Origin of the sequence: Halopseudomonas oceani (assembly GCF_002903165.1) — a bacterium.
Lineage (GTDB): Bacteria > Pseudomonadota > Gammaproteobacteria > Pseudomonadales > Pseudomonadaceae > Halopseudomonas > Halopseudomonas oceani.
The window spans coordinates 266,964-285,824 of sequence record NZ_PPSK01000004.1; the positions used below are offsets into that span (position 1 = coordinate 266,964).

The 18,861-nt window shown below is 61.5% G+C and carries 15 protein-coding genes; 6 read left to right on the top strand and 9 right to left on the bottom strand.

All coding sequences use genetic code 11. The annotated features are described in order from the left end of the window. Nucleotides 1-3: 3 nt before the first annotated feature. Entirely contained in the window at nt 4-492 is a 489-nt protein-coding gene (locus tag C1949_RS06850) for a SprT family zinc-dependent metalloprotease (RefSeq protein ID WP_104737723.1), read from the top strand. Here C1949_RS06850 and C1949_RS06855 read toward each other — a convergent pair. After that, the gene (locus tag C1949_RS06855) at nt 467-1,303 is read right to left on the bottom strand and encodes a methyltransferase domain-containing protein (RefSeq protein WP_104737724.1); all 837 of its coding nucleotides are present in this window, start codon (nt 1,301-1,303) and stop codon (nt 467-469) included. The two genes, C1949_RS06850 and C1949_RS06855, sit on opposite strands and share 26 nt — an antisense overlap. A 204-nt stretch (nt 1,304-1,507) precedes the next feature. On the opposite strand from C1949_RS06855, the gene C1949_RS06860 reads away from it, so the two are divergent. The 3 genes from C1949_RS06860 (at nt 1,508) to C1949_RS06870 (ending at nt 5,944) form a co-directional block, all read left to right on the top strand. After that, complete coding sequence (locus tag C1949_RS06860) at nt 1,508-3,349, top strand: monovalent cation:proton antiporter-2 (CPA2) family protein (protein ID WP_104737725.1); 1,842 nt, start codon at nt 1,508-1,510, stop codon at nt 3,347-3,349. 72 nt (nt 3,350-3,421) lie between these two features. Beyond that, a complete protein-coding gene (locus tag C1949_RS06865) occupies nt 3,422-4,273 on the top strand; it encodes a CvfB family protein (RefSeq protein ID WP_104737726.1) in 852 nt (283 codons plus the stop codon). Between the two features lie 222 nt (nt 4,274-4,495). Beyond that, nucleotides 4,496-5,944 carry an esterase-like activity of phytase family protein gene (locus tag C1949_RS06870; RefSeq protein ID WP_104737727.1) on the top strand — a complete coding sequence of 483 codons (1,449 nt, stop codon included), beginning with the start codon at nt 4,496-4,498 and terminating at the stop codon, nt 5,942-5,944. A gap of 70 nt (nt 5,945-6,014) precedes the next feature. On the opposite strand, the gene C1949_RS06875 is transcribed toward C1949_RS06870, so the two are convergent. The 4 genes from C1949_RS06875 to C1949_RS06890 all read right to left on the bottom strand — a co-directional run bounded on the left by C1949_RS06875 (nt 6,015) and on the right by C1949_RS06890 (nt 11,470). Continuing rightward, nucleotides 6,015-6,818 (bottom strand): helix-turn-helix transcriptional regulator, encoded by an 804-nt coding sequence (locus tag C1949_RS06875; protein ID WP_104737728.1) that lies wholly within the window; start codon nt 6,816-6,818, stop codon nt 6,015-6,017. Between the two features lie 16 nt (nt 6,819-6,834). Next, a complete protein-coding gene (locus C1949_RS06880; RefSeq protein ID WP_104737729.1) occupies nt 6,835-7,425 on the bottom strand; it encodes a LysE family translocator in 591 nt (196 codons plus the stop codon). A gap of 135 nt (nt 7,426-7,560) precedes the next feature. Then, nucleotides 7,561-9,927: a DUF6351 family protein gene (locus tag C1949_RS06885; protein WP_104737730.1), complete on the bottom strand. Its 2,367-nt coding sequence runs from the start codon at nt 9,925-9,927 to the stop codon at nt 7,561-7,563. Nucleotides 9,928-10,048: 121 nt separating this feature from the next. Then, nucleotides 10,049-11,470, bottom strand: coding sequence for an aminotransferase-like domain-containing protein (locus C1949_RS06890; RefSeq protein ID WP_104737731.1), 1,422 nt, complete (start codon nt 11,468-11,470; stop codon nt 10,049-10,051). A 193-nt stretch (nt 11,471-11,663) separates the two neighbouring features. Between C1949_RS06890 and C1949_RS06895 the strand changes: the two genes are divergently transcribed. After that, the gene (locus C1949_RS06895; protein ID WP_229744338.1) at nt 11,664-12,107 is read left to right on the top strand and encodes a RidA family protein; all 444 of its coding nucleotides are present in this window, start codon (nt 11,664-11,666) and stop codon (nt 12,105-12,107) included. Then, nucleotides 12,104-13,342 carry an MFS transporter gene (locus C1949_RS06900; RefSeq protein WP_104737732.1) on the top strand — a complete coding sequence of 413 codons (1,239 nt, stop codon included), beginning with the start codon at nt 12,104-12,106 and terminating at the stop codon, nt 13,340-13,342. The genes C1949_RS06895 and C1949_RS06900 overlap by 4 nt, the downstream gene beginning before the upstream one ends. Here C1949_RS06900 and C1949_RS06905 read toward each other — a convergent pair. Genes C1949_RS06905 through nirB form a run of 4 tightly spaced genes read right to left on the bottom strand, consistent with a single transcriptional unit; the run spans nt 13,298 to nt 18,827 of the window. Beyond that, nucleotides 13,298-15,085, bottom strand: coding sequence for a bifunctional protein-serine/threonine kinase/phosphatase (locus C1949_RS06905; RefSeq protein ID WP_104737733.1), 1,788 nt, complete (start codon nt 15,083-15,085; stop codon nt 13,298-13,300). The two genes, C1949_RS06900 and C1949_RS06905, sit on opposite strands and share 45 nt — an antisense overlap. Then, nucleotides 15,054-15,863, bottom strand: coding sequence for a formate/nitrite transporter family protein (locus tag C1949_RS06910; RefSeq protein ID WP_104737734.1), 810 nt, complete (start codon nt 15,861-15,863; stop codon nt 15,054-15,056). The genes C1949_RS06905 and C1949_RS06910 overlap by 32 nt, the downstream gene beginning before the upstream one ends. 43 nt (nt 15,864-15,906) lie before the next feature. Then, complete coding sequence (gene nirD, locus C1949_RS06915) at nt 15,907-16,269, bottom strand: nitrite reductase small subunit NirD (protein ID WP_104737735.1); 363 nt, start codon at nt 16,267-16,269, stop codon at nt 15,907-15,909. Further along, entirely contained in the window at nt 16,266-18,827 is a 2,562-nt protein-coding gene (nirB, locus tag C1949_RS06920; RefSeq protein ID WP_104737736.1) for a nitrite reductase large subunit NirB, read from the bottom strand. Before nirB ends, nirD begins: the two co-directional genes overlap by 4 nt. Between the last annotated feature and the right edge of the window lie 34 nt (nt 18,828-18,861).

Below are 18,861 nucleotides of genomic sequence, written 5' to 3' on the forward strand. Positions count from 1 at the left end.
TCGATGGACCGTCTGATCGCCCGCACCGACGAGTGCTACCAGTTGGCCGAGCAGCACTTTCGCCGCCGTTTTCCGCGCCCAGACATTGAACTGGACTTGCGTGGTCAGCGCGCTGGCGTCGCCTATCTGGATCGCAACCTGCTGCGCTTTAACGGCCGCATGTACCGCGAAAACCAGGAGCACTTTCTACAGCACACCGTGGCCCACGAGGTCGCGCACCTGATTGCCCATCAACTGTATGGCCACCGCATTCGCCCGCACGGACGCGAGTGGCAGGGCTTGATGACCAGCCTGTTTGGCCTGCCGGCCAATCGCTGCCACAACTACGCGGTGCCCAGCCGCCGCGTCACCCGCTATCTGTATCGCTGCGCCTGCCCGGACCCGATGCCGTTTACCGCCCAGCGTCACGCCCGGGTGGCTCGCGGGTCGCGCTATCTGTGCCGCCGCTGCGGCAGCCAGCTGCACTTCACCGGCAGTCGTCAGCAGGGATAGCGTCTTCGGCCCTGCGCAGCACTTCCACATAGGGGCGCAGGCTATAACCGAGCTGTTGCTCCAGGCTGTCTGCCCATCGGCGCATTGCCGCTTGATCCAACGGCAATTCGCCGGCAGCAGGAATGAACAGAATGATGTTGCCCTCTTCCACTTCAGCCTGCAGATAGCGATCACCAAACAGCTTTTGCAGACGCTCTGCGGCATACGGTTTACCGGTGTGCCCTAGCTGCCACTGATTGACCACCATCAGGCCGCCCGGACGCAGTGCCTGGTGGCACTGTTCGAGAAAATCCATACGCAGCTGCAGCGCAGTAATCCCCCCTTCCATGTAAAGATCCAGCAGCACCAGATCGGCACTGGCCTGTTCATGCGGGACAACGTTTTCGGCGCTATCGATCAGTACCTCAAGCCGTGGGTCGTCAGGCAGACCAAACCAGCGCCGCGCCACCTCGACCACTCCTGGGCGCAGCTCCACGGCAGTAACCCGCCGGGGTTGCAGGTGGGCAAGCACCGCACTGACCAGCGACCCGCCGCCCAAACCGAGCGCCAGCGCCCGGTCGATGTCTTCGAGCCAGAATCCGGCCAACAACATGGCACGGGTATAGTCGTACTCCAGCCAGGCCGGGTCATCGATCAAGCCGCAACTTTGCTCAGTCGCTTCACCGAAATAGAGATACCGCAACTCACCCATCTCGCTCACCCTGATCAGGCCGAAATCATCCCGCAGGCGCGCGATTTCGCACTCCTGCTCGCCTGCCAAACGGCCACTGAACCATGCGCCGATCTGCTTGAAGCTGTCCAGAATCCCCATTGCTCGCCACTTCGCCCCTGTTGTCTGACGCTGTCACTATAGACGGCGCGCACAGTAGCAGTTTTGCTTCAGGTCTCGCGATTTTTTCCTCGTTCCTGCCGCCGAAAGCCGCGCCCACGCATTGAGCCCAATGCCGAAGAGCGCCTAAAATCACGGCGCGGACCGCGCCTTGCCAACCATCCACCCCCTCTCAGGTACACCACCATGCATGAACCGGGCAGCATCCTGCAGGTTGTAGTTGTGCTCCTGCTGGCCACTGTGATTGCCGTACCACTGGCCAAGCGACTGCGACTCGGCGCGGTGATCGGCTACCTGGCCGCGGGCGTGGTCATCGGGCCCGGCGCACTTGACCTGATTGCCCACCCCGAAGACATGAGCCATGTGTCTGAACTGGGTGTCGTACTGCTGCTGTTCATCATCGGTCTTGAGCTGTCGCCCAAGCGGCTCTGGGTCATGCGCCGCGCAGTCTTTGGTACCGGGCTGGCACAGGTATTGATCTGTGCCAGCGTCATGGGGCTACTGGCCTGGCTGGTGTTTGAACAGGCCTTCAAAACCGCACTGATTCTCGGCCTTGGCCTGGCTCTATCCTCCACTGCCTTTGGCTTGCAGCTGCTGGCCGAACGCCGCGAGCTGAACACACCGCACGGCCGGCAGGCCTTTGCGGTTTTGCTGTTTCAGGATATTGCCGCTATTCCACTGATCGCGCTGATTCCCTTGCTGGGTGATCAGGCTAGCGGCGCAGGCGACGGTAGTGCCCTGCTGCAAACGGGCAAGGTGCTGGGCAGCATCGCAGTCATCGTCATCGGCGGCCGCTATCTGCTGCGCCCCCTGTTTCGAGTGGTAGCTCGCACCGGGCTACAGGAAGTATCGACCGCCACCGCGTTGCTGGTGGTGATCGGCACCGCCTGGCTGATGGACCGGGTGGGCGTTTCCATGGCACTGGGAGCCTTTCTGGCTGGCCTGCTGTTGGCCGACTCGGAATACCGGCACGAGCTGGAATCGCAGATTGAGCCGTTCAAGGGCTTGCTGCTGGGCCTGTTTTTCATCACCGTCGGTATGCAGGCGGACCTCTCGTTGCTGGCCAGTAGCGGCGCCCAGGTGGCACTGCTGACCGGCATGATCATCGGTTTGAAGCTGCCGCTGATCTACCTTGTTGGCAGCCAGATTGCCCAGCTCGACAAGAGCAGTGCGCTGCGTCTTGGACTGATTCTCGCGGCTGGCGGCGAATTCGCCTTCGTGGTCTTTCAGCTCGCGGCCGAGCATCAACTGCTGAGCCCGCCCCTGCACGGTATGCTGGTGCTGGCAATCACTCTGTCGATGGCCGCAACACCGCTGCTGATTCTGGGCCTGTCATTGCTAATCAAGCCATCCGCCGCCCCTCGGAAACCGGTTCCCCCCGAGTATGAGCAGATCGAATCGAACAGCCCGCGGGTGGTGATCTCCGGCATGGGCCGCATGGGCCAGGTCATCGCCCGTATGATGCGCGCCCAGCGGGTACCCTACGTGGCGCTCGATACCTCGGTCGACAGCATCGACATGTCACGCAGTCTCAGCGCTGACATGCCGATCTTTTACGGCGACCCGCTGCGACCGGATATTCTCCGTGCCGCCCAGGTCGACAAGGCGCAGTTCTTTATCATCACCAGCAGCGATCCCGAGATTACGCTGCGCACGGCAGAGACCGTGCGTCGTCTCTACCCGAACATTACCATCATCGCCAGGGCCCGGAACCGCCAGCACGTGCATAAGCTGATCGACCTTGGCGTGCTGGCGGTGCGGGAAACCTTCCATTCCAGCCTGGAAATGAGCCGCCAGATTCTGACCGGCATGGGCCTAAGCCCTGAGCAGGCAGACTCGCGCATCGCCCGCTTCCGTCGCCATGATGAAAGCGTGCTGGCAGCTCAGCATAAAGTTTACGACGACGCCGCCGCGGTCATGCAAACCGCGCGGCAATCCCGCGCCGAGCTGGAAACCCTGTTCGATTCTGACCGTATTGAAGTCAACAGTGTGCAGGACGCTGTCGCACGCGGAGCAGAGGCTCCGTGACCGGCCGACAGTCCGGTCTGTTATCGGAACGCGATAGCCCCTAGAATGCGCGGCTAACTCAGGAGCAATTACATGGCCGACATCGGGCGATTCAACAAACTGCAGATCATCAAGCAGGCCGGCTTCGGGCTGTACCTGGACGGCGGTGAAGACGGCGAGATCCTGCTGCCCAACCGCTACGTACCGAAGGACCAGCCCACCGAGGTCGGCGACTGGCTGCGGGTGTTTGTCTACTTCGACAGCGAGGATCGCATCATTGCGACTACCGTCCGCCCGCGGGCACAGGTCGGCGAGTTCGCCAACCTCAAGGTGGTTGCCCGCAACCAGGTCGGCCTGTTCCTCGACTGGGGCCTGCCCAAGGATGTGTTGCTGCCCTTCGCCGAGCTGAAGAAGCCGCTGGAAGAAGGCCAGTACTGCGTCGCCTACCTGTACCTCGACAAGCACACCAGCCGCGTGCTCGCGACCACCCGGCTCGATCGCTACCTGGACAAAACCCCGGCCCGCTACAAGGTCGGCGACGCGGTCAACCTGTTGCTGGTCGAGCGCACGGACCTGGGCTACAAGGCCATTATCAACAGCGAGCACTGGGGCCTACTGCACCGCAACGAAGCGTTCAGACCGGTCAGGCTGGGCCGCAAAGAGCAAGGCTACATTCGCGAGATTCGCCCGGACGGCAAGATCAACCTCAGCCTGCAACCGGTTGGTGGCCAGGCAGCAGACCTGCTCCAGCAACAGATTCTCGAACGCCTGCACGCCAATGACGGCCAGCTCGCGCTGAGCGACCGCAGCAGCCCTGAAGCCATCAGCGACGCTTTCAGCGTCAGCAAGAGCAACTTCAAGAAGGCCATTGGCGGCCTGCTGAAAAAGGGCCTGATTTTGATCCACCCTGACCGTATCGAACTGTCCAGGGGCGACGAAGACTGACCCTCGGATTCTGCCCTGCACACGCAGGGCAGGTCACCTGCCCCGTCCCCATCAACAACTTCCCAGCCCCTGCTCTGACACCATCCAGCCCTTCCGCCGATCTCAACACCCTACAAACGGTCACCATTCCTTCGTGGTCCTGTCACGTTGACTCGCTAGTCTCGCGCTCTCCGCGCACGGCAGCCGCGCGCGACTGACCACTCCCGATACAAGGATGAACTGATGACCAACTGGAAAACGCTATCAGCGGTGCTGCTTGGCAGCGCCATGCTCACCGCCTGCAAATCATCCAGCGACAACAACGAACCGGCAGTAACACCGCAACAAGAGCTCGCCGCGCGGCTAGCGGCGTTCCCGCAGGAGGGCGTTGAGCTGCCCTTCAGCGTACTGCGCGATGACCTGATCGACGGCAAGACCATGGCTCCGTTCGAGGTGCGTAACGGTGGCTACGGCTCGGCCATGACTGCGCACCCGAGCAACCTGGGTGAGTTTTACGCCATGACCGACCGCGGCCCCAACGCGGACTTTGTGGGTGGCGCGTACGGCTCTGGCAAGTCATTCCCGGTCGCCGATTACACACCGCGCATCGGTCACTTCCGTATCACTGCCAACGGCGGTGTCGAGCAGTTGGCAACCATCCTGCTCAAACGCCCGGACGGCACCCTGATCACAGGCCTGCCCAACACCTCGGCGCTGGGCGGCACTGGTGAAACGCCCTACAACCCGGATGGCACGCCGATTGTGGTTGACCCCACGCAGCCCTACGATGCCGCGACCAACCCGATCAAGCTCGACGACTACGGCCTCGATGGCGAAGGGCTGGTGGCACTGCGCGACGGCAGCTTCTGGGCCAGTGACGAATACGGCCCACACATGGTTCACTTCGATGCCGAAGGCCGCGAAATCGACCGCATCAACCCGTTTACGGCAGATACGCGCACCCGCATCAACCTGCCGGCAGAGTATGCCTATCGCCGCGCCAACCGCGGCATGGAAGGTCTTGCGATCACCCCGGACGAAAAGACCCTGGTCGGCCTGATGCAGTCCACCATGGATCTGCCAACCAAGGCCGTGCGCGCGCAGACCATCACCCGCATTGTCACGGTGAATCTTGAGACCGGCGAGATCGGCCAGTATCTGTATCAGCAAGAGAAAGCCGCCAACTCAAACTCGGAAATGGTCGGCCTCAGCAATACCGACTTTCTGGTGCTCGAGCGCGATGGCAGTTTCCTCTACGGTGGACCTAAGGGTGCTGCTGGCGTCACCCCGAATGCGCAGAAACAGGTATACCGCATCGATCTGTCCACCGGCACCAACCTGGAAACTGTCACGCTGCAGGCCGGCATGGTGCAGGACCCGGATCTGGGGCTGACCATCAACGGCAAGACGCTGGAACAAGTCGTCCTCGATGGCGGCTGGGACGCCCTGGCCACTGTCGGTATCTACCCGGTAAACAAGACCCTGCTATTGGACATGGTTGTCGAAGCCAACTACCCGCACGACAAGATGGAAGGCCTGTGGCGCATTGATGAAGGTCATCTGGGTATTCTCAACGACGATGACTTTGCCACCTGGTCCACCGGCGGTGTGCTGGAGCAGAAGATGCTGGATGCAGCGACCATAGATGCAGGTCGTCTGTACATTCGTGAAGCGGATCTGTCGGTCGATTGAACCACGGATTTGATATGTACACAGGACAGCGGCCTGCCCGGCCGCCTGTCCTGGTGCAGCGCTAACGCATTCAAGCCGCCTGATGGAACGCCCGGTACTGCCCCGGCGTCAGCGCCGTGCGCAGCTTGAAGTGGCGCTGAAAATGCGCCTGATCGGCAAACCCAAGATCCAGCGCCAGATGGTTGAGGCTCACCGGTTCGGCCCGTAACCGCGCCCGCGCCTGCTTGATTCGTTCATCCAGCTGGAAGGCATGGGGTGCCTGCCCGTACAGACGCTTGAAACCGCGAATCAGTTGATAACGGTTGAGCTCCGCCGCCTCGGCCAGTTCATCAAGCTGCAGGTTGCAACCAAGCCGATCCATGATCAGCTCCCTCGCCCGCAGCAGCCCGTTCTGGTGTAGGGTATTCGCGTTTTCCTGCGGGTAAGCAAACAGGGGCTGCAACAGCTCGATCAGTCGCCCTTCTGCCTCCAAAGCACCATCACTGCGCTGCAAGCTGGCAAATAATTCATCAAACTCGGCACGCGCGGTGGCGCTACAAACATCTGGAAAGCAGCGATAGTCAGCGCTGCCGCCGAACGCCTCGCGCTGCAGCGCGCCCAGCCAGTTGGCATCAACAAACAACATCCGATACGACCATTTGCCTGCCGCCGGATTACAGGAATGCACCTCACCCGGATTAACCGTCACCATACTGCCGACGCCAATGCGTTCAAGGCGTTGACGGTTACGATATGCCGTATGGCCATGGTCAATGACGCCGAAGGAAAACTCATCGTGAGTATGGGCCTGATAACAGGCGCTGGAGCGGCTGGCCTGCCGCAGCTCAATCAGCGGCAGCGCCGGGCTACGCTGGAGAAACTGCTCTTGCAACATGCTCACCTCAAACCGGTTACGGCAACAGAATCAGCACCACACTAAGGATCAGCAGCAATGCCATCAACAGATTGAATACTCGCATTGCCCGCGCACCCGGTAAACGCCCACCAAGCAGATGCCCTAACAGCGCCCAGCAGCCGACCCCGAACAGGCAGACAAACAGTGACAGGATACAGAAGATCGCCAGCGGCTGCGCCTGGTTGCTGACGAACATGCTCAGGCCCGACAACGAAAACAACCAGGCCTTGGGGTTTAGCCACTGCGCCAGCGCACCCGCCCAGAAGCCCGGCACCGTGACATCTGCCATCCTCGGCAGCCCCGGTTCAGCACGGGCAATACGCCAAGCCAGATACAACAGGTACACCGCGCCGACCCAGGCCAGCCCCTGCAGCACCGCCGGGCTCTGCGCCAGGCTGCCGAGCAAGCCAAGCCCCAACAGCAATACCATCAGCGCGTAGCCAAGCGACGCACCCAGCACATAAGGCATGGCGCGCAGCATGCCGGCGCGCGCCGCGCTGCTGACCGTCACCACACAAACCGGGCCCGGCGCAACGGAGCCCACCAGAGTAAAGGCCAACATCGATAACCACAGCGACAGCATCATGCACCCTCATTACGTCAATCGGGGCATGCTGCGGCAAATAGCCGGATGTGTATTGAAGGAAATTGCGCGTACAAAAAAGGCGCCTTACGGCACCCTTTTTGCCAGGTCGGGCCAAGGCCCGACCGCCACATCACCTCAACTGTCCGGCCGCCCCTGATCAGGCTGACTGTAGTCGCATACGCCCTGCGGGAAGATGGCATTGAGTTGCGCCACCTCATCGGTATCAGGGACCCAGCTGCCATAAGTACCGTCAACCAACGCTGTACTGAGCGGCTTCAGCGCGCACTTGAAGACGCTGCCCTCAATCGGGCCACCGGCCTGCATGCGCGACGTCGTGTACGTCGGGAACTGCTGGGTGCAGGTCCCGGCCGGCTGCTCATTGATGATGCCATCCCAGACGCTGTCACCTTGGGCGATCAGGCTGCCATCGGTATTGAAGCAGCTGTCAACGGCGGTTGCCGGTCGATTCTCACCGATACTCAGTTCCGGGTTCTCGCGGATGTTGGTCAGCCACTGATCCAGCACCTCCAGCGCCATCCAGGTCTGATCAAAGTTGCGCTGCGGGCGCGGACGGGAAGGGTCTGAAGTATCAGTCGGTCTAGTGTCGGTAAACCAGATCACCTGATTATCAGCATTCCCCATGCGATTGATGATGCGCTGACGCGAAGAGAAGGACTGATGACTGTTATGCATATCCAGCACTTCCTCCAGGTAATGCCGCCAGTCGATCACCGGGATATTGAGCTGACCATCGAACACAATGCCCTGCTCATACGCAGCATTCATCGCCAGCGGGTCACCCTCGGTGCGCGGAGCCGGCGTCGTGCCATCAGCGCTCAGGTTCATGTTGCGACTGCTCCACGGATCGAAGTTAGCCGCCGTATTTGGCGGCAGAAACGGTGAGCCCTCCTGCACCATCTCGCTTGGCTGCTTCCAGCCACCAATCAGGGTATTGAGACGCAGGAACTCGGCAGGAGTGATCTGCCCCTTGCGCAGTGGCTCCAAACCGTACTGCACACCGACGTTGTCAAACAGCGTGCGCGGCTCACCCTGCTCGTCAACGCCATAGACGTTGCGCAGGTCATCGAAGTGCGTCCAGTGCACATCAGCCATGATTTCCGGCGGCTGCATCTGATCCTGATAGGGAGCCTGGCCAAAGTGCGGATTCATGGTCAGCGGCGTCAGCCCGCGCCAGGCCGGGATGCACTCGGTCGAGCCCGGCGCACTGGCGAAGCCTAGCTGCGTCTTGGTGTCATAAAGCGGATCAGGGTAGTCATCCGTCGCGTTCAGCCCCACCAGCAGGCTGCGGTTCTCCGTGGTCTGCCAGCGCGTGTTGGTACGGTCGGTCGCGTCCATGTAGTACTCGAGCAACTCGCAGTCGCCCACGTGAATGGTCTGGGTCACCATATCCGGATAAGAGTACTGCGGCACCCCAGCGTCAATCAGACCCGGATGATTCTGCGAGTAGACATATTGCTGGATCGCACCACCCGAGCCACCAATAGCGACCGTGTATTCGGGCACGCCGAAGCGTTTGACAAAGTGCTCCTTGGTCATCAGTGCGGTCTCACCGCCCACCTGCAGGTTGTAATGCGTATCGGCACGCGTGCCGGTCGAGTAAATCACCGCGTAGCCCAGCCCCAGAACCTCCGGGGTTAGCGCATCATCACTCATCCGGCCCTGGCTGTGGCCGATACCAACACCACCTTCGAAGTGATACAGCAAGCGGCCATTCCACAGGTCGGTGCTAGCGGCATCATCGGCGTCGCTCCGATCAGCCAGGGTCGCAAAGCTGTAGATGAAACGGTTCAACGTGCCAACTTCACGGCGCACGACGAAGTCAACCGTACGGCCATCGGTAAGCGTGGTCGTTGCCATATCCGCCGGACGGCTGCGGTCCTCCGGCAACGGCGCGTAATCGCCTTCGGTGTTCATATACAGAAACTCAACCTTCGGCTCGATGGTGCAGTCGCGGCTATAACCAACCACTGTTTCGCCTTCATAGACCGGGTACCCACCTTCCTGGTTATCAACCAGCGGTTGAACTCCGACCTGCTGTACCACACTGCAGACGAAGGGGTATTGCTGCGGTCCGGAAAATACCGGACCGGTCTCGGGGTAAGCCGTCAGCGTCATACTGTAGAGCTGACCATGCTTGCTGTGGTGCAGCTCCAGGCGGTTCTCGCCCAACGTGAGACCTTCAACCAGAACTTCCAGTCGACCGTTACGCTCAACCATCCGGCTGGGCTCGATCTCGGTGTCGTTTAGCCATAGCTCCAGGTTATCGAGCTCGGCATCAACCAGTGCAAGATCACCTTCGATAGTAATCAGAACGTCGTCACCGGTGACCTGATCAACCGCGCTGGACAGCACGCCGAGCGACAGATCAGGACGGCTTGTGTCATTGGAGTCAGAGCCGCCGCCGCTGCTCAAACAACCAGACAGGGCTAACGTCAATAAACTGAGTGAAAAGATGGGTGCAAGTGTACGCAGATGTGCCATGGATCATCCCTCTCCGACAATGGGCTTTTTGTTGTTGATATAGCGCGCCCCATCCTAGGGCAGCCCGGTTTGTCGCAAACAGGTACAGATCTGTCAATCCCACTGATACAGATGTTGCCACTCACTGCAATTCAGCCGCGAGCCCCCCCAGCCGCCGGATCTTTTCTCGAACCTCAGGCGTCAGGGCGCTGCCGACGTTCAGACGCATGAAGTCAACATGCCGCGGGCCGACCGAAAACACACTACCGGGAAAGATATGAATGCCGTCATCGAGCGCCTGCTGGAACAGTTTGCGCGAATCCCGGTGCTCGGGCAGCCTCACCCAGAGCACGCATCCGCCTTCCGGCGGGTGTACCCAGGTGCCCGGCGGAAAGGCCTGTCGCACCAGTTCCAGCGCCTCGCCAACCTGCCGGTGAAGCGCCGCCCGGAGCTGGACCAGATGCTGGGCATATCCGCCGCTCTCGAGGAAGCGCGCCATGACCAGTTGCGGACCGGCAGCTGTGGTAATACTACTGATCTGCTTGAGTTCGCGCAGCCGGTCGTGAAAGCGACCGCCTGCGACCCAACCCAGTCGCAGACCTGGCATCAGTGATTTGGAAAAGGAGTTGCAGTAGATCACCATCCCGCTGTGATCAAACGCCTTGGCCGGCGGCGTGTCGCCACCGTAGGCCGTGTCGCCCCAAATATCATTCTCGATCAGAGGCACCTGATATTGGCTGGACAGTTGCACAAGCCGCCGCTTGCGCTCAGTGGACATGACATATCCCAGCGGATTCTGCACATTGCAGGACACAATGCAGGCCTTGACCTGCCCGCGCCTGAAGGCCTGCTCCAGCGAGTAAAGGCAAATGCCGTCGCGGTAATGGGTCGGCACCTCAAGCGCCCTGCGCCCCAGCACTTCCAGAGCCAGCAGGCTGCCGTAATAGGTTGGCGACTCTACCGCGACCACGTCACCTGGCCGGGTCACGGCGCGCAGAGCCAGTTCAATCGCTTCCATGCAGCCGTTGGTGACCAGGATATCGTTGTCGGCGATTGCCACTTCGTGCCCCATACTCCGCAACGCCAACTGGCGGGTCAGTAACGGCAGGCCATTGGGGTGACTATAGTCCCATAGGGTTCGAGTGTGACGCCGGCTGGCATCGCGCCACAACCGCATGACTTTCTCCACCGGCATCAGACTGGCATCCGGCAAGGCAATCCCCAGGTGCAGTGCCTGTGACAGTGCATAGGGCTCCATGTAGTGGAGAATCTCGTCGCTGAGCGACACCTCGACCGGCAACACCGGGAAATGGCTCAGATTGGCGCTCAGGCCTATCGCGGGCAGTTGCTCACGGACATAGGCCCCGGAGCGTTCCCGCACTTCGATGTAGCCATCCATCTCCAACTTGTGCAGCGACTGAATGGTGGTATTGACACTGACGCCGAAGGTCTTACTCAGCACCCGCACCGATGGCAGGCGTTCGCCCGGCGCAAAGCCGCCCCGGCGGATGCGGGCAGCCAGCTGTTCGCACAGGGTTTCATACAAAAATAGCTCTTGAGCCATGGCATTCCTTGCCCCACAGCGGAGATAGCTGCGATCGCGTGTGTTCTTGTAAGTATGCGGCGAGTGTAACCAGCCAGCTGCGCAGCTGCAAAGCAGACAGCCGATTGCAGTATACCGCGCTTGACATCAAGTCAACCTGAGGTTTTACAGTGCGCCGGTCTCCTCCACTGATGCTCTCCAAGGAATCTCTGCCATGCCGCAAACGCGCACCATGCCTCGCCTACAGGCGATCAATCCGATCGGTCTGTACGACCCCTCAGCCAATGGTTATTCACACCTGATGCTGGCACCAGCCAACGCGCGCTGGCTGTTCGTTGCTGGTCAAGGGGGCGAAGACGTCAATGGTACGTTGTCAGACGACTTTGCCGAGCAACTGCAGCAATGTCTGGACAACCTACAGCGGGCACTGACGGCCGGCGGTGCCCGTTTTGCTCAGATCGCCAAGCTGACAGTGCTGGTGGTTGACCACAGCGAAGCCAGATTGGCGTTGATCAGTGAAGCCCTGGCCAGTGCGGCGGGCGCTGATATGGCCCCGGCCTGCACCCTGATCCCGGTGCCGCGACTGGCACTGGATGGCATGCTGATCGAGATCGACGCCACCGCTTGCCTGCCGGCAAGCCCGGAGCAGGCCGCATGAGCACTAGGGCAAACGCCAGCGAAAACGGCTACCTCTCGACCGCAACCCTCTTGATGATGGCCACCGCCACCGGCCTGTGCGCAGGCGCCAACTACTTCAATCAGCCGCTGCTCTCCTCAATGGCCCATGCACTGAATATCAGTGAGGAGATGGCCGCTACAACCGTGACGCTATCCCAGGTAGCCTACGCCCTTGGCCTGCTGTTTCTGGTGCCGCTGGGCGACAAACTGGAGCAGCGCGCACTGGCCGTCGGCCTGATGTTATTGGCTGCCAGCGGGCTGGCGATCAGTGGCTGGGGTGGCAGCTTTTCGCTGTTGGTTGTCGGCACGCTGATCACTGGCGTGTTCTCGGTTGCCGCGCAAACGCTGGTGCCGATGGCCGCCAACCTGTCTGACCCGCTGCGCAGCGGGCGCGCGGTCGGCCTGGTAATGAGCGGTCTGCTGGCCGGGATTCTGTTGGCGCGAACGGCTGCCGGTTTGCTGTCGGAGATCGGCGGCTGGGAGACGGTGTATCAGGTCAGCGCGGTGCTGATGGTGCTGCTGGCCGGCGCTTTGTTGCGGGTGCTGCCGCAGGCGCGCAATCCCGCCCCTCAGAGCTACGGCGCGACGATGCGCTCGCTGCTCAAGCTGGCAGCCGAACACCCACGCCTACGCACCCGCTCCGTACTCGGCGGCCTGGTCTTTGGTTCGGTCAGTGCCCTGTTCTCGACTATGGCGCTGCTGCTCTCCGCGCCGCCGTTCGGCCTGAGCGATAGTCAGATCGGCCTGATCGGGTTGATTGGCGTGGCCGGCGTTGTCACAGCGAGCCTGGCCGGGCGCTTGTCTGATCGCGGGCTAGGCCAACCTGTCACCCTGATTGCCATCGGCATATTGCTGCTTGGCTGGATAGGTCTGTATCTCGGCAGCGGTAGTCTGCTGACCTTTCTGCTCGCGCTGCTGGTACTCGATGTTGCCCTGCCCGCCGTGCATATCAGCAACCAGAGCGTGATTTACAAGCTGGCGCCGCAAGCGCGGGCGCGCGTCAACGCCGTGTATATGACCTGCTACTTTATCGGAGCGTCCAGCGGCTCGGCACTGGGCGTTAGTGCCTGGAGCCACGCCGGATGGGCCGGCACCTGCGCGGTCGGCGTCGGCTTCGGAGTAGTTGCACAGGCAGTGCTGGCATGGGACCAGAGCCTCAAGCGAGCAGACTCAGCGCAACAGACTGAACAGCAATGCCAGCCCCAACCCCAGTGAGGTGAGCTGCCAGAACAGCACCGGGTTGCGCTCCAGCAGGGGAGCGCGTCCCACAGCAAGCATGGCAGCGCTGGGCTGACGCAGTTCGAAGACCAATTCCGAGAGGTCGTCAAAACGCTTGTACGGGTCCAGGCTCAGGGCACGGCGTAACACCGGGTCAAGCCAGGCTGGCAGGCTGCGCTGGGGCCCCAGCACCGAGCGGTAACGCAGCCGATGCTGCGCGGCGCGGCTTTGCGCACGAGCCAGTTCAGCACCATAGGGCAGTCCACCGCAAAGCAGTTGATAGGCAATGACAGCCAGTGAAAACTGGTCGGAGCGCACACTACCCTGCTCGCCCAGAAAATATTCCGGTGCGCTGTATTGGGCGGTGCCGAGACGCTCACACGGGTGCTGCACACCAGCCTCCAGCAGACCGGCAACCCGCACCGCGCCAAAGTCGATCAGCCGCACACAGCCATTGGGGTCGATCATCACATTCGCCGGACGCAGATCCTGATGCAGCATCTCTAGCCGGTGAAAGGCGCGCAGCCCGCGGGCAATTTGCTCGACAATGTCGCGCACCCGCTCCAGCGGTGGTTGCGGATTGTCGCGCATCCACTGGGCCAAGGTCTGGCCTTCGATGTATTCGCACAGGCAATAGAGGCAGGTGCGCGGTCGGCCCGCCAACGCCGCTTTCATCACATGGGGACTGTCGATGCGCCGGGCAATCCATTCCTCGGTCAGCAGCCGCTCCAGCTGGGCGCGATCATGCTGCTGCTCGACCGACAGCGCCTTGAGTACTAGTTGGGTACCGCTGACCTGCTCCTGCACCAGATAGACATGACTGCGGGCGCTGACGTGCAACTGACGGATCACCCGCAGGCCATCGATCACCTTGCCCGGTTCCAGCACCGGTGGCAGCGGCAGATCGGCAAACTGGCGGTGCAGTTCCGCCGCCTGCCCATTAGGCAAGCTGTCGATACGCAGCAATTGCACAGTCAGGTTATCGTCGCTGCCGTTGGCCAGCGCTTCGGCTACCAGCGCATCGGCGGCCTGCTGCAGGTCACCGTTACAGGCCTCGACCAACTCACTTACCCGCGCCGGGTCGATGAACTCGTAGACCCCGTCAGTCGCCATGAGCAACACTTCATCCGGCTCCAGCGCCAGTGTCTGATAGTCGATATCCACCCCGTCACTGATACCCAGCGCCCGGGTCAGCTGACTCTGCTCGCCGAGCCAGACGCGGTGATCGACCGTGAGCTGTTCGAGGCTGCGCCGGTGAACCCGATAGATGCGTGCGTCGCCGACATGAAACAGGTGCGCGGTGGTCGACTTGATTACCAGCGCGCTGAAAGTGCAGACATAGCCGCGGTCACGGTCATAGCGATACTGGCTACGCCTGCCTTGCGCATGCAGCCATGAATTGAGCGCACTAATCACCCGCTCGCCGGCCTGCTTTACCGACCAGGGGTCTGCGGTGCAATAGTAATCCTGCACAAATCCATTGACCGCGGCCTGCGCTGCTTCCTGGCTGACCGCACTGGAGCTGATCCCGTCGGCCAGCGCCAGCACTGCGCCCTTGGCGGCCAATTGCGGCCCGTCAGGAATCCGCGCTGCACAATGATCCTGATTGACCGCCTTGCGGCCAGCGCGGGAGCACTGCCCCAGCGTCAACCGCAACGTTGTCACCACCGGGCCGGCACGATCTGCAATCGACTCTCGCAACACCGCTTCAGAGCGCGCGGGTCGGTGCGGTGCGGACATGGGTCGTGTACAGGGTCAGACCGGTAAACGCCAGGCCACCCACCAGGTTGCCCAGCGCCGTGGGGATTTCGTTCCAGATCATGTAATCCATCACCGAGAAATCGCCGCCCATGATCATCGCCGACGGGAACAGGAACATGTTCACCACCGAGTGCTCAAAGCCCATGAAAAAGAACAGCATGATTGGCATCCACATGGCGATAACCTTGCCGCTGACCGACGTCGAGATCATTGCGCCAACCACGCCCATCGATACCATCCAGTTGCACAACATGCCGCGAATGAAAATGGTCAGCCAGCCGGCCAGACCGTACTCGGCATAGCCCAAGGTGCGCGCTTCCCCGATGTGCGAGATCTTTTCACCAATCGGCCCTGGTTCGGTAGAAAAACCCATGGTGAAGACAAACGCCATCATCAATGCCACGGTCAACGCTCCGGCAAAGTTGCCGACAAACACCAGCCCCCAGTTGCGTAGTACGCCATTGACCGTCACGCCCGGTCGCTTGTCCAGCAACGCCAGCGGCGCCAGGACAAACACCCCCGTGAGCAGGTCGAAGCCCATCAGATAGAGCATCACAAAGCCGACCGGGAACAGCATGGCGCCCACTAGCGGCGATCCGGTCTGCACCGTGATGGTGACAGCAAACACCGCCGCCAGGGCCAGAATCGCCCCGGCCATATACGCGCGGATCAGGGTATCGCGGGTCGACATGAAGATTTTCGACTCGCCGGAGTCGACCATCTTGGTCACGAACTCATTTGGGATCAGGTAGGACATGATTCAACTCTCCAGTTGGTAAAACGCAGTTTGGCCGACGGCTTCAGACCGCCAACCCAATCTCGACCCGGTCACCGTGCAGGCGGGCGGGCCACACTTGCAGTCGCTGGTCGGGGTATTCGATGCACTGGCCATCGGTCAGACGGAAGTGCTGCTTGTACAGCGGCGAAGCAATCACCAGCTCACCCTTGAGCTGACCGACGATGCCTCGGCCGATCACGTTGGCGCCGGATTTGGGGTCACGGTTGGCAATGGCAAACAGCTGGTTCTCGCTCGGCAAGTGGAACAGCGCTACCTGCTCACCATCGAGCCAGGCCACCACGCCTGAGTTGGTAACCAGGTCGTCACGGGCGCACAGCGGGCGCCACTGCAGAGCGGTTTGCGAAGATGTGCTGGAACGGGTCATTGCGCGGCCTCCTCGGCAACGGGAATCAGGTGCAGTTCGGAAGCCTTGACCGGGCGACGCTGGCCGCGCTCCCTGACGAAGTGAATATCCGGATCATTACGCTCGTCGTTGACGAAGGTGCGGAAGCGCTTGAGTTTCTCCGGATCACTGATGGCGTTTGCCCACTCACACTCGTAGCGGTCAACCACCAGTTGCATCTGGCTCTCCAGCTCGGCGCCGAGGCCCAGGCTGTCGTTGATGACCACGTCCTGCAGGTACTCCAGGCCGCCTTCCAGGCTCTCGCGCCAGACCGAGGTACGTTGCAGGCGATCCGCCGTGCGCACGTAGAACATCAGGAAACGGTCGATGTACTTGATCAGCGTCGCGTCGTCGAGGTCGGTCGCGAACAGTTCGGCGTGGCGCGGACGCATGCCGCCGTTGCCAGCCACGTAGAGGTTCCAGCCCTTCTCGGTAGCGATCACGCCCACATCTTTGCTCTGCGCCTCGGCGCATTCGCGGGTGCAACCGGACACGGCGAACTTGATCTTGTGCGGTGAACGCAGGCCCTTGTAGCGGTCTTCCAGAGTCAGCGCCATACCTACGCTGTCCTGCACACCGTAGCGGCACCAGGTGCTGCCGACACAGGACTTCACCGTACGCAGCGACTTGCCGTAGGCGTGACCGGTCTCGAAGCCCGCTTCGATCAGCTCACCCCAGATGTCCGGCAGCTGGTGCAGTTCGGCGCCAAACAGGTCGATACGCTGACCGCCGGTGATCTTGGTGTAGAGGTCATATTTCTTGGCAACCTGCCCCAGCACGATCAACTTCTCCGGCGTGATCTCCCCCCCGGCGATGCGCGGCACAATCGAGTAGGTGCCATTCTTCTGCATGTTGGCCATGAAGGTGTCGTTGGTGTCCTGCAGCGGAATCAGGCCCGGATTGGTGATCGGCTGGTTCCAGCAGGACGCGAGAATCGACCCCACTGCCGGCTTGCAGATATCGCAGCCGTGATGACCACGACCGTGCTTGCTCAGCAGTTCTTCAAAACTCTCGATGCTCTCTACACGAACGATGCCGTAGAGCTCCTGACGGGTGTGCGCGAAGTGCTCGCACAGGCTCTTGTCGACTTCGACGCCGCGAGCCGACAGTTCGTGCTCAAACACCTGCTTGAGCAGTGCCGCGCAACCACCGCAACCGGTCGCCGCCTTGGTGTTGGCCTTGAGTTCACCCAGATCGGTACAGCCGGCATCGACCTGACAGCACACCGCGCCCTTGCTGACGTTGTGGCAGGAACAGATGGTCGCGGTATCGGGCAGCGCATCGGCACCCAGCGTCGGAACGCCCTCGCCCACCGGCAGAATCAAGCTGGCCGGATCGGCCGGTAGTTTGATGCCGTTCAGGGCGTACTGCAGCAGAGTGTCGTAGTAGCTGTTGTCGCCAACCAGCACCGCACCGATCACCCGCTTGCCATCGGCCGAAACCACCAGACGGCGATAGCTGTTGGTCACATCGTCGATATAGCGGTAACTGCGCGCCCCTTCGGTAGCGCCGTGGGCGTCGCCGATGGAGCCGACGTCGACGCCCAGCAGTTTCAGCTTGGTCGACATGTCCGCGCCGGAAAACGCCTCGTGCGGACGCCCCACCAGACTGGCTGCCAGATTGCGCGCCATGCTGTACCCCGGCGCAACCAGACCGAATACCCGGCCTTGCCAGGACGCACATTCGCCGATGGCGAAGATGGCCCGGTCATTGGTGCAGAAGCCGTCGTCGATCACCACCCCGCCCCGCTCGGCAACGGCCAACCCGGCAGAGCGCGCCAGGGTGTCCTGCGGACGAATACCGGCAGAAAACACGATCAGGTCGGTTTCCAGTGACTCGCCGTCAGCGAAGTTCATGCGGTAGGCATAGTCGTCACCAGCGACGATCTCGCTGGTCGCGCGAGACAAATGCACGCCAACGCCAAGCGCTTCAATCCGTGCTTTCAACGCGGCACCGCCGTCGTCATCCAGCTGCACCGGCATCAGCCGTGGCGCGAACTCGACCACATGCGCTTCCAGCCCCAGCGACGTGAGCGCGTTGGCGGCTTCCAGCCCGAGCAGGCCGCCACCGACCACAACGCCCCGGCGCGCACCGCTCGCCGCCGCACGAATCGCATCCAGATCATCCAACGTGCGGTAAACCAGTCGTGAGTTACCCTCAGCGCCCGGAATCGGCGGCACAAAGGGGTAGGAGCCGGTGGCCAGAATCAGTTTGTCATAGGCGATGCGGCCGTTGGCGGTGACCACCTCTTGCTGCGCGCGGTCGATCTCGAGCACCGCTTCATGCAAATGTGCCTGCACGCCGTGCTCGCTGTAATAGTCCGCAGCGCAGAGCGCCAGCGACTCGGCATCACGCCCACCGAAGTACTCCGACAGATGGACACGGTCATACGCCCGCTGGCGCTCTTCGCCGAACACGTGCACCTGATAATGGGCAAGTGCACCCTGCTCGACGAGCTGCTCGATGCAATGGTGTCCCACCATGCCATTGCCGATGATGATCAGCGTTTCTTTCTTGATTGGGGCAACGAACGCATTCATGGCCTGTCCTCAGTCACGGGTCCGCGGTTACGCA

Bases quoted from the DNA above. Each gene is read 5' to 3' on its own strand.
- C1949_RS06890 (WP_104737731.1), bottom strand. From the start codon at position 11,470: ATGGCTCAAGAGCTATTTTTGTATGAAACCCTGTGCGAACAGCTGGCT.
- C1949_RS06860 (WP_104737725.1), top strand. From the start codon at position 1,508: ATGCATGAACCGGGCAGCATCCTGCAGGTTGTAGTTGTGCTCCTGCTG.
- C1949_RS06895 (WP_229744338.1), top strand. From the start codon at position 11,664: ATGCCGCAAACGCGCACCATGCCTCGCCTACAGGCGATCAATCCGATC.
- C1949_RS06880 (WP_104737729.1), bottom strand. From the start codon at position 7,425: ATGATGCTGTCGCTGTGGTTATCGATGTTGGCCTTTACTCTGGTGGGC.
- C1949_RS06885 (WP_104737730.1), bottom strand. From the start codon at position 9,927: ATGGCACATCTGCGTACACTTGCACCCATCTTTTCACTCAGTTTATTG.
- C1949_RS06900 (WP_104737732.1), top strand. From the start codon at position 12,104: ATGAGCACTAGGGCAAACGCCAGCGAAAACGGCTACCTCTCGACCGCA.
- nirD (WP_104737735.1), bottom strand. From the start codon at position 16,269: ATGACCCGTTCCAGCACATCTTCGCAAACCGCTCTGCAGTGGCGCCCG.
- C1949_RS06905 (WP_104737733.1), bottom strand. From the start codon at position 15,085: ATGTCCGCACCGCACCGACCCGCGCGCTCTGAAGCGGTGTTGCGAGAG.
- C1949_RS06865 (WP_104737726.1), top strand. From the start codon at position 3,422: ATGGCCGACATCGGGCGATTCAACAAACTGCAGATCATCAAGCAGGCC.
- C1949_RS06850 (WP_104737723.1), top strand. From the start codon at position 4: ATGGACCGTCTGATCGCCCGCACCGACGAGTGCTACCAGTTGGCCGAG.
- C1949_RS06875 (WP_104737728.1), bottom strand. From the start codon at position 6,818: ATGTTGCAAGAGCAGTTTCTCCAGCGTAGCCCGGCGCTGCCGCTGATT.
- C1949_RS06910 (WP_104737734.1), bottom strand. From the start codon at position 15,863: ATGTCCTACCTGATCCCAAATGAGTTCGTGACCAAGATGGTCGACTCC.
- C1949_RS06855 (WP_104737724.1), bottom strand. From the start codon at position 1,303: ATGGGGATTCTGGACAGCTTCAAGCAGATCGGCGCATGGTTCAGTGGC.
- nirB (WP_104737736.1), bottom strand. From the start codon at position 18,827: ATGAATGCGTTCGTTGCCCCAATCAAGAAAGAAACGCTGATCATCATC.
- C1949_RS06870 (WP_104737727.1), top strand. From the start codon at position 4,496: ATGACCAACTGGAAAACGCTATCAGCGGTGCTGCTTGGCAGCGCCATG.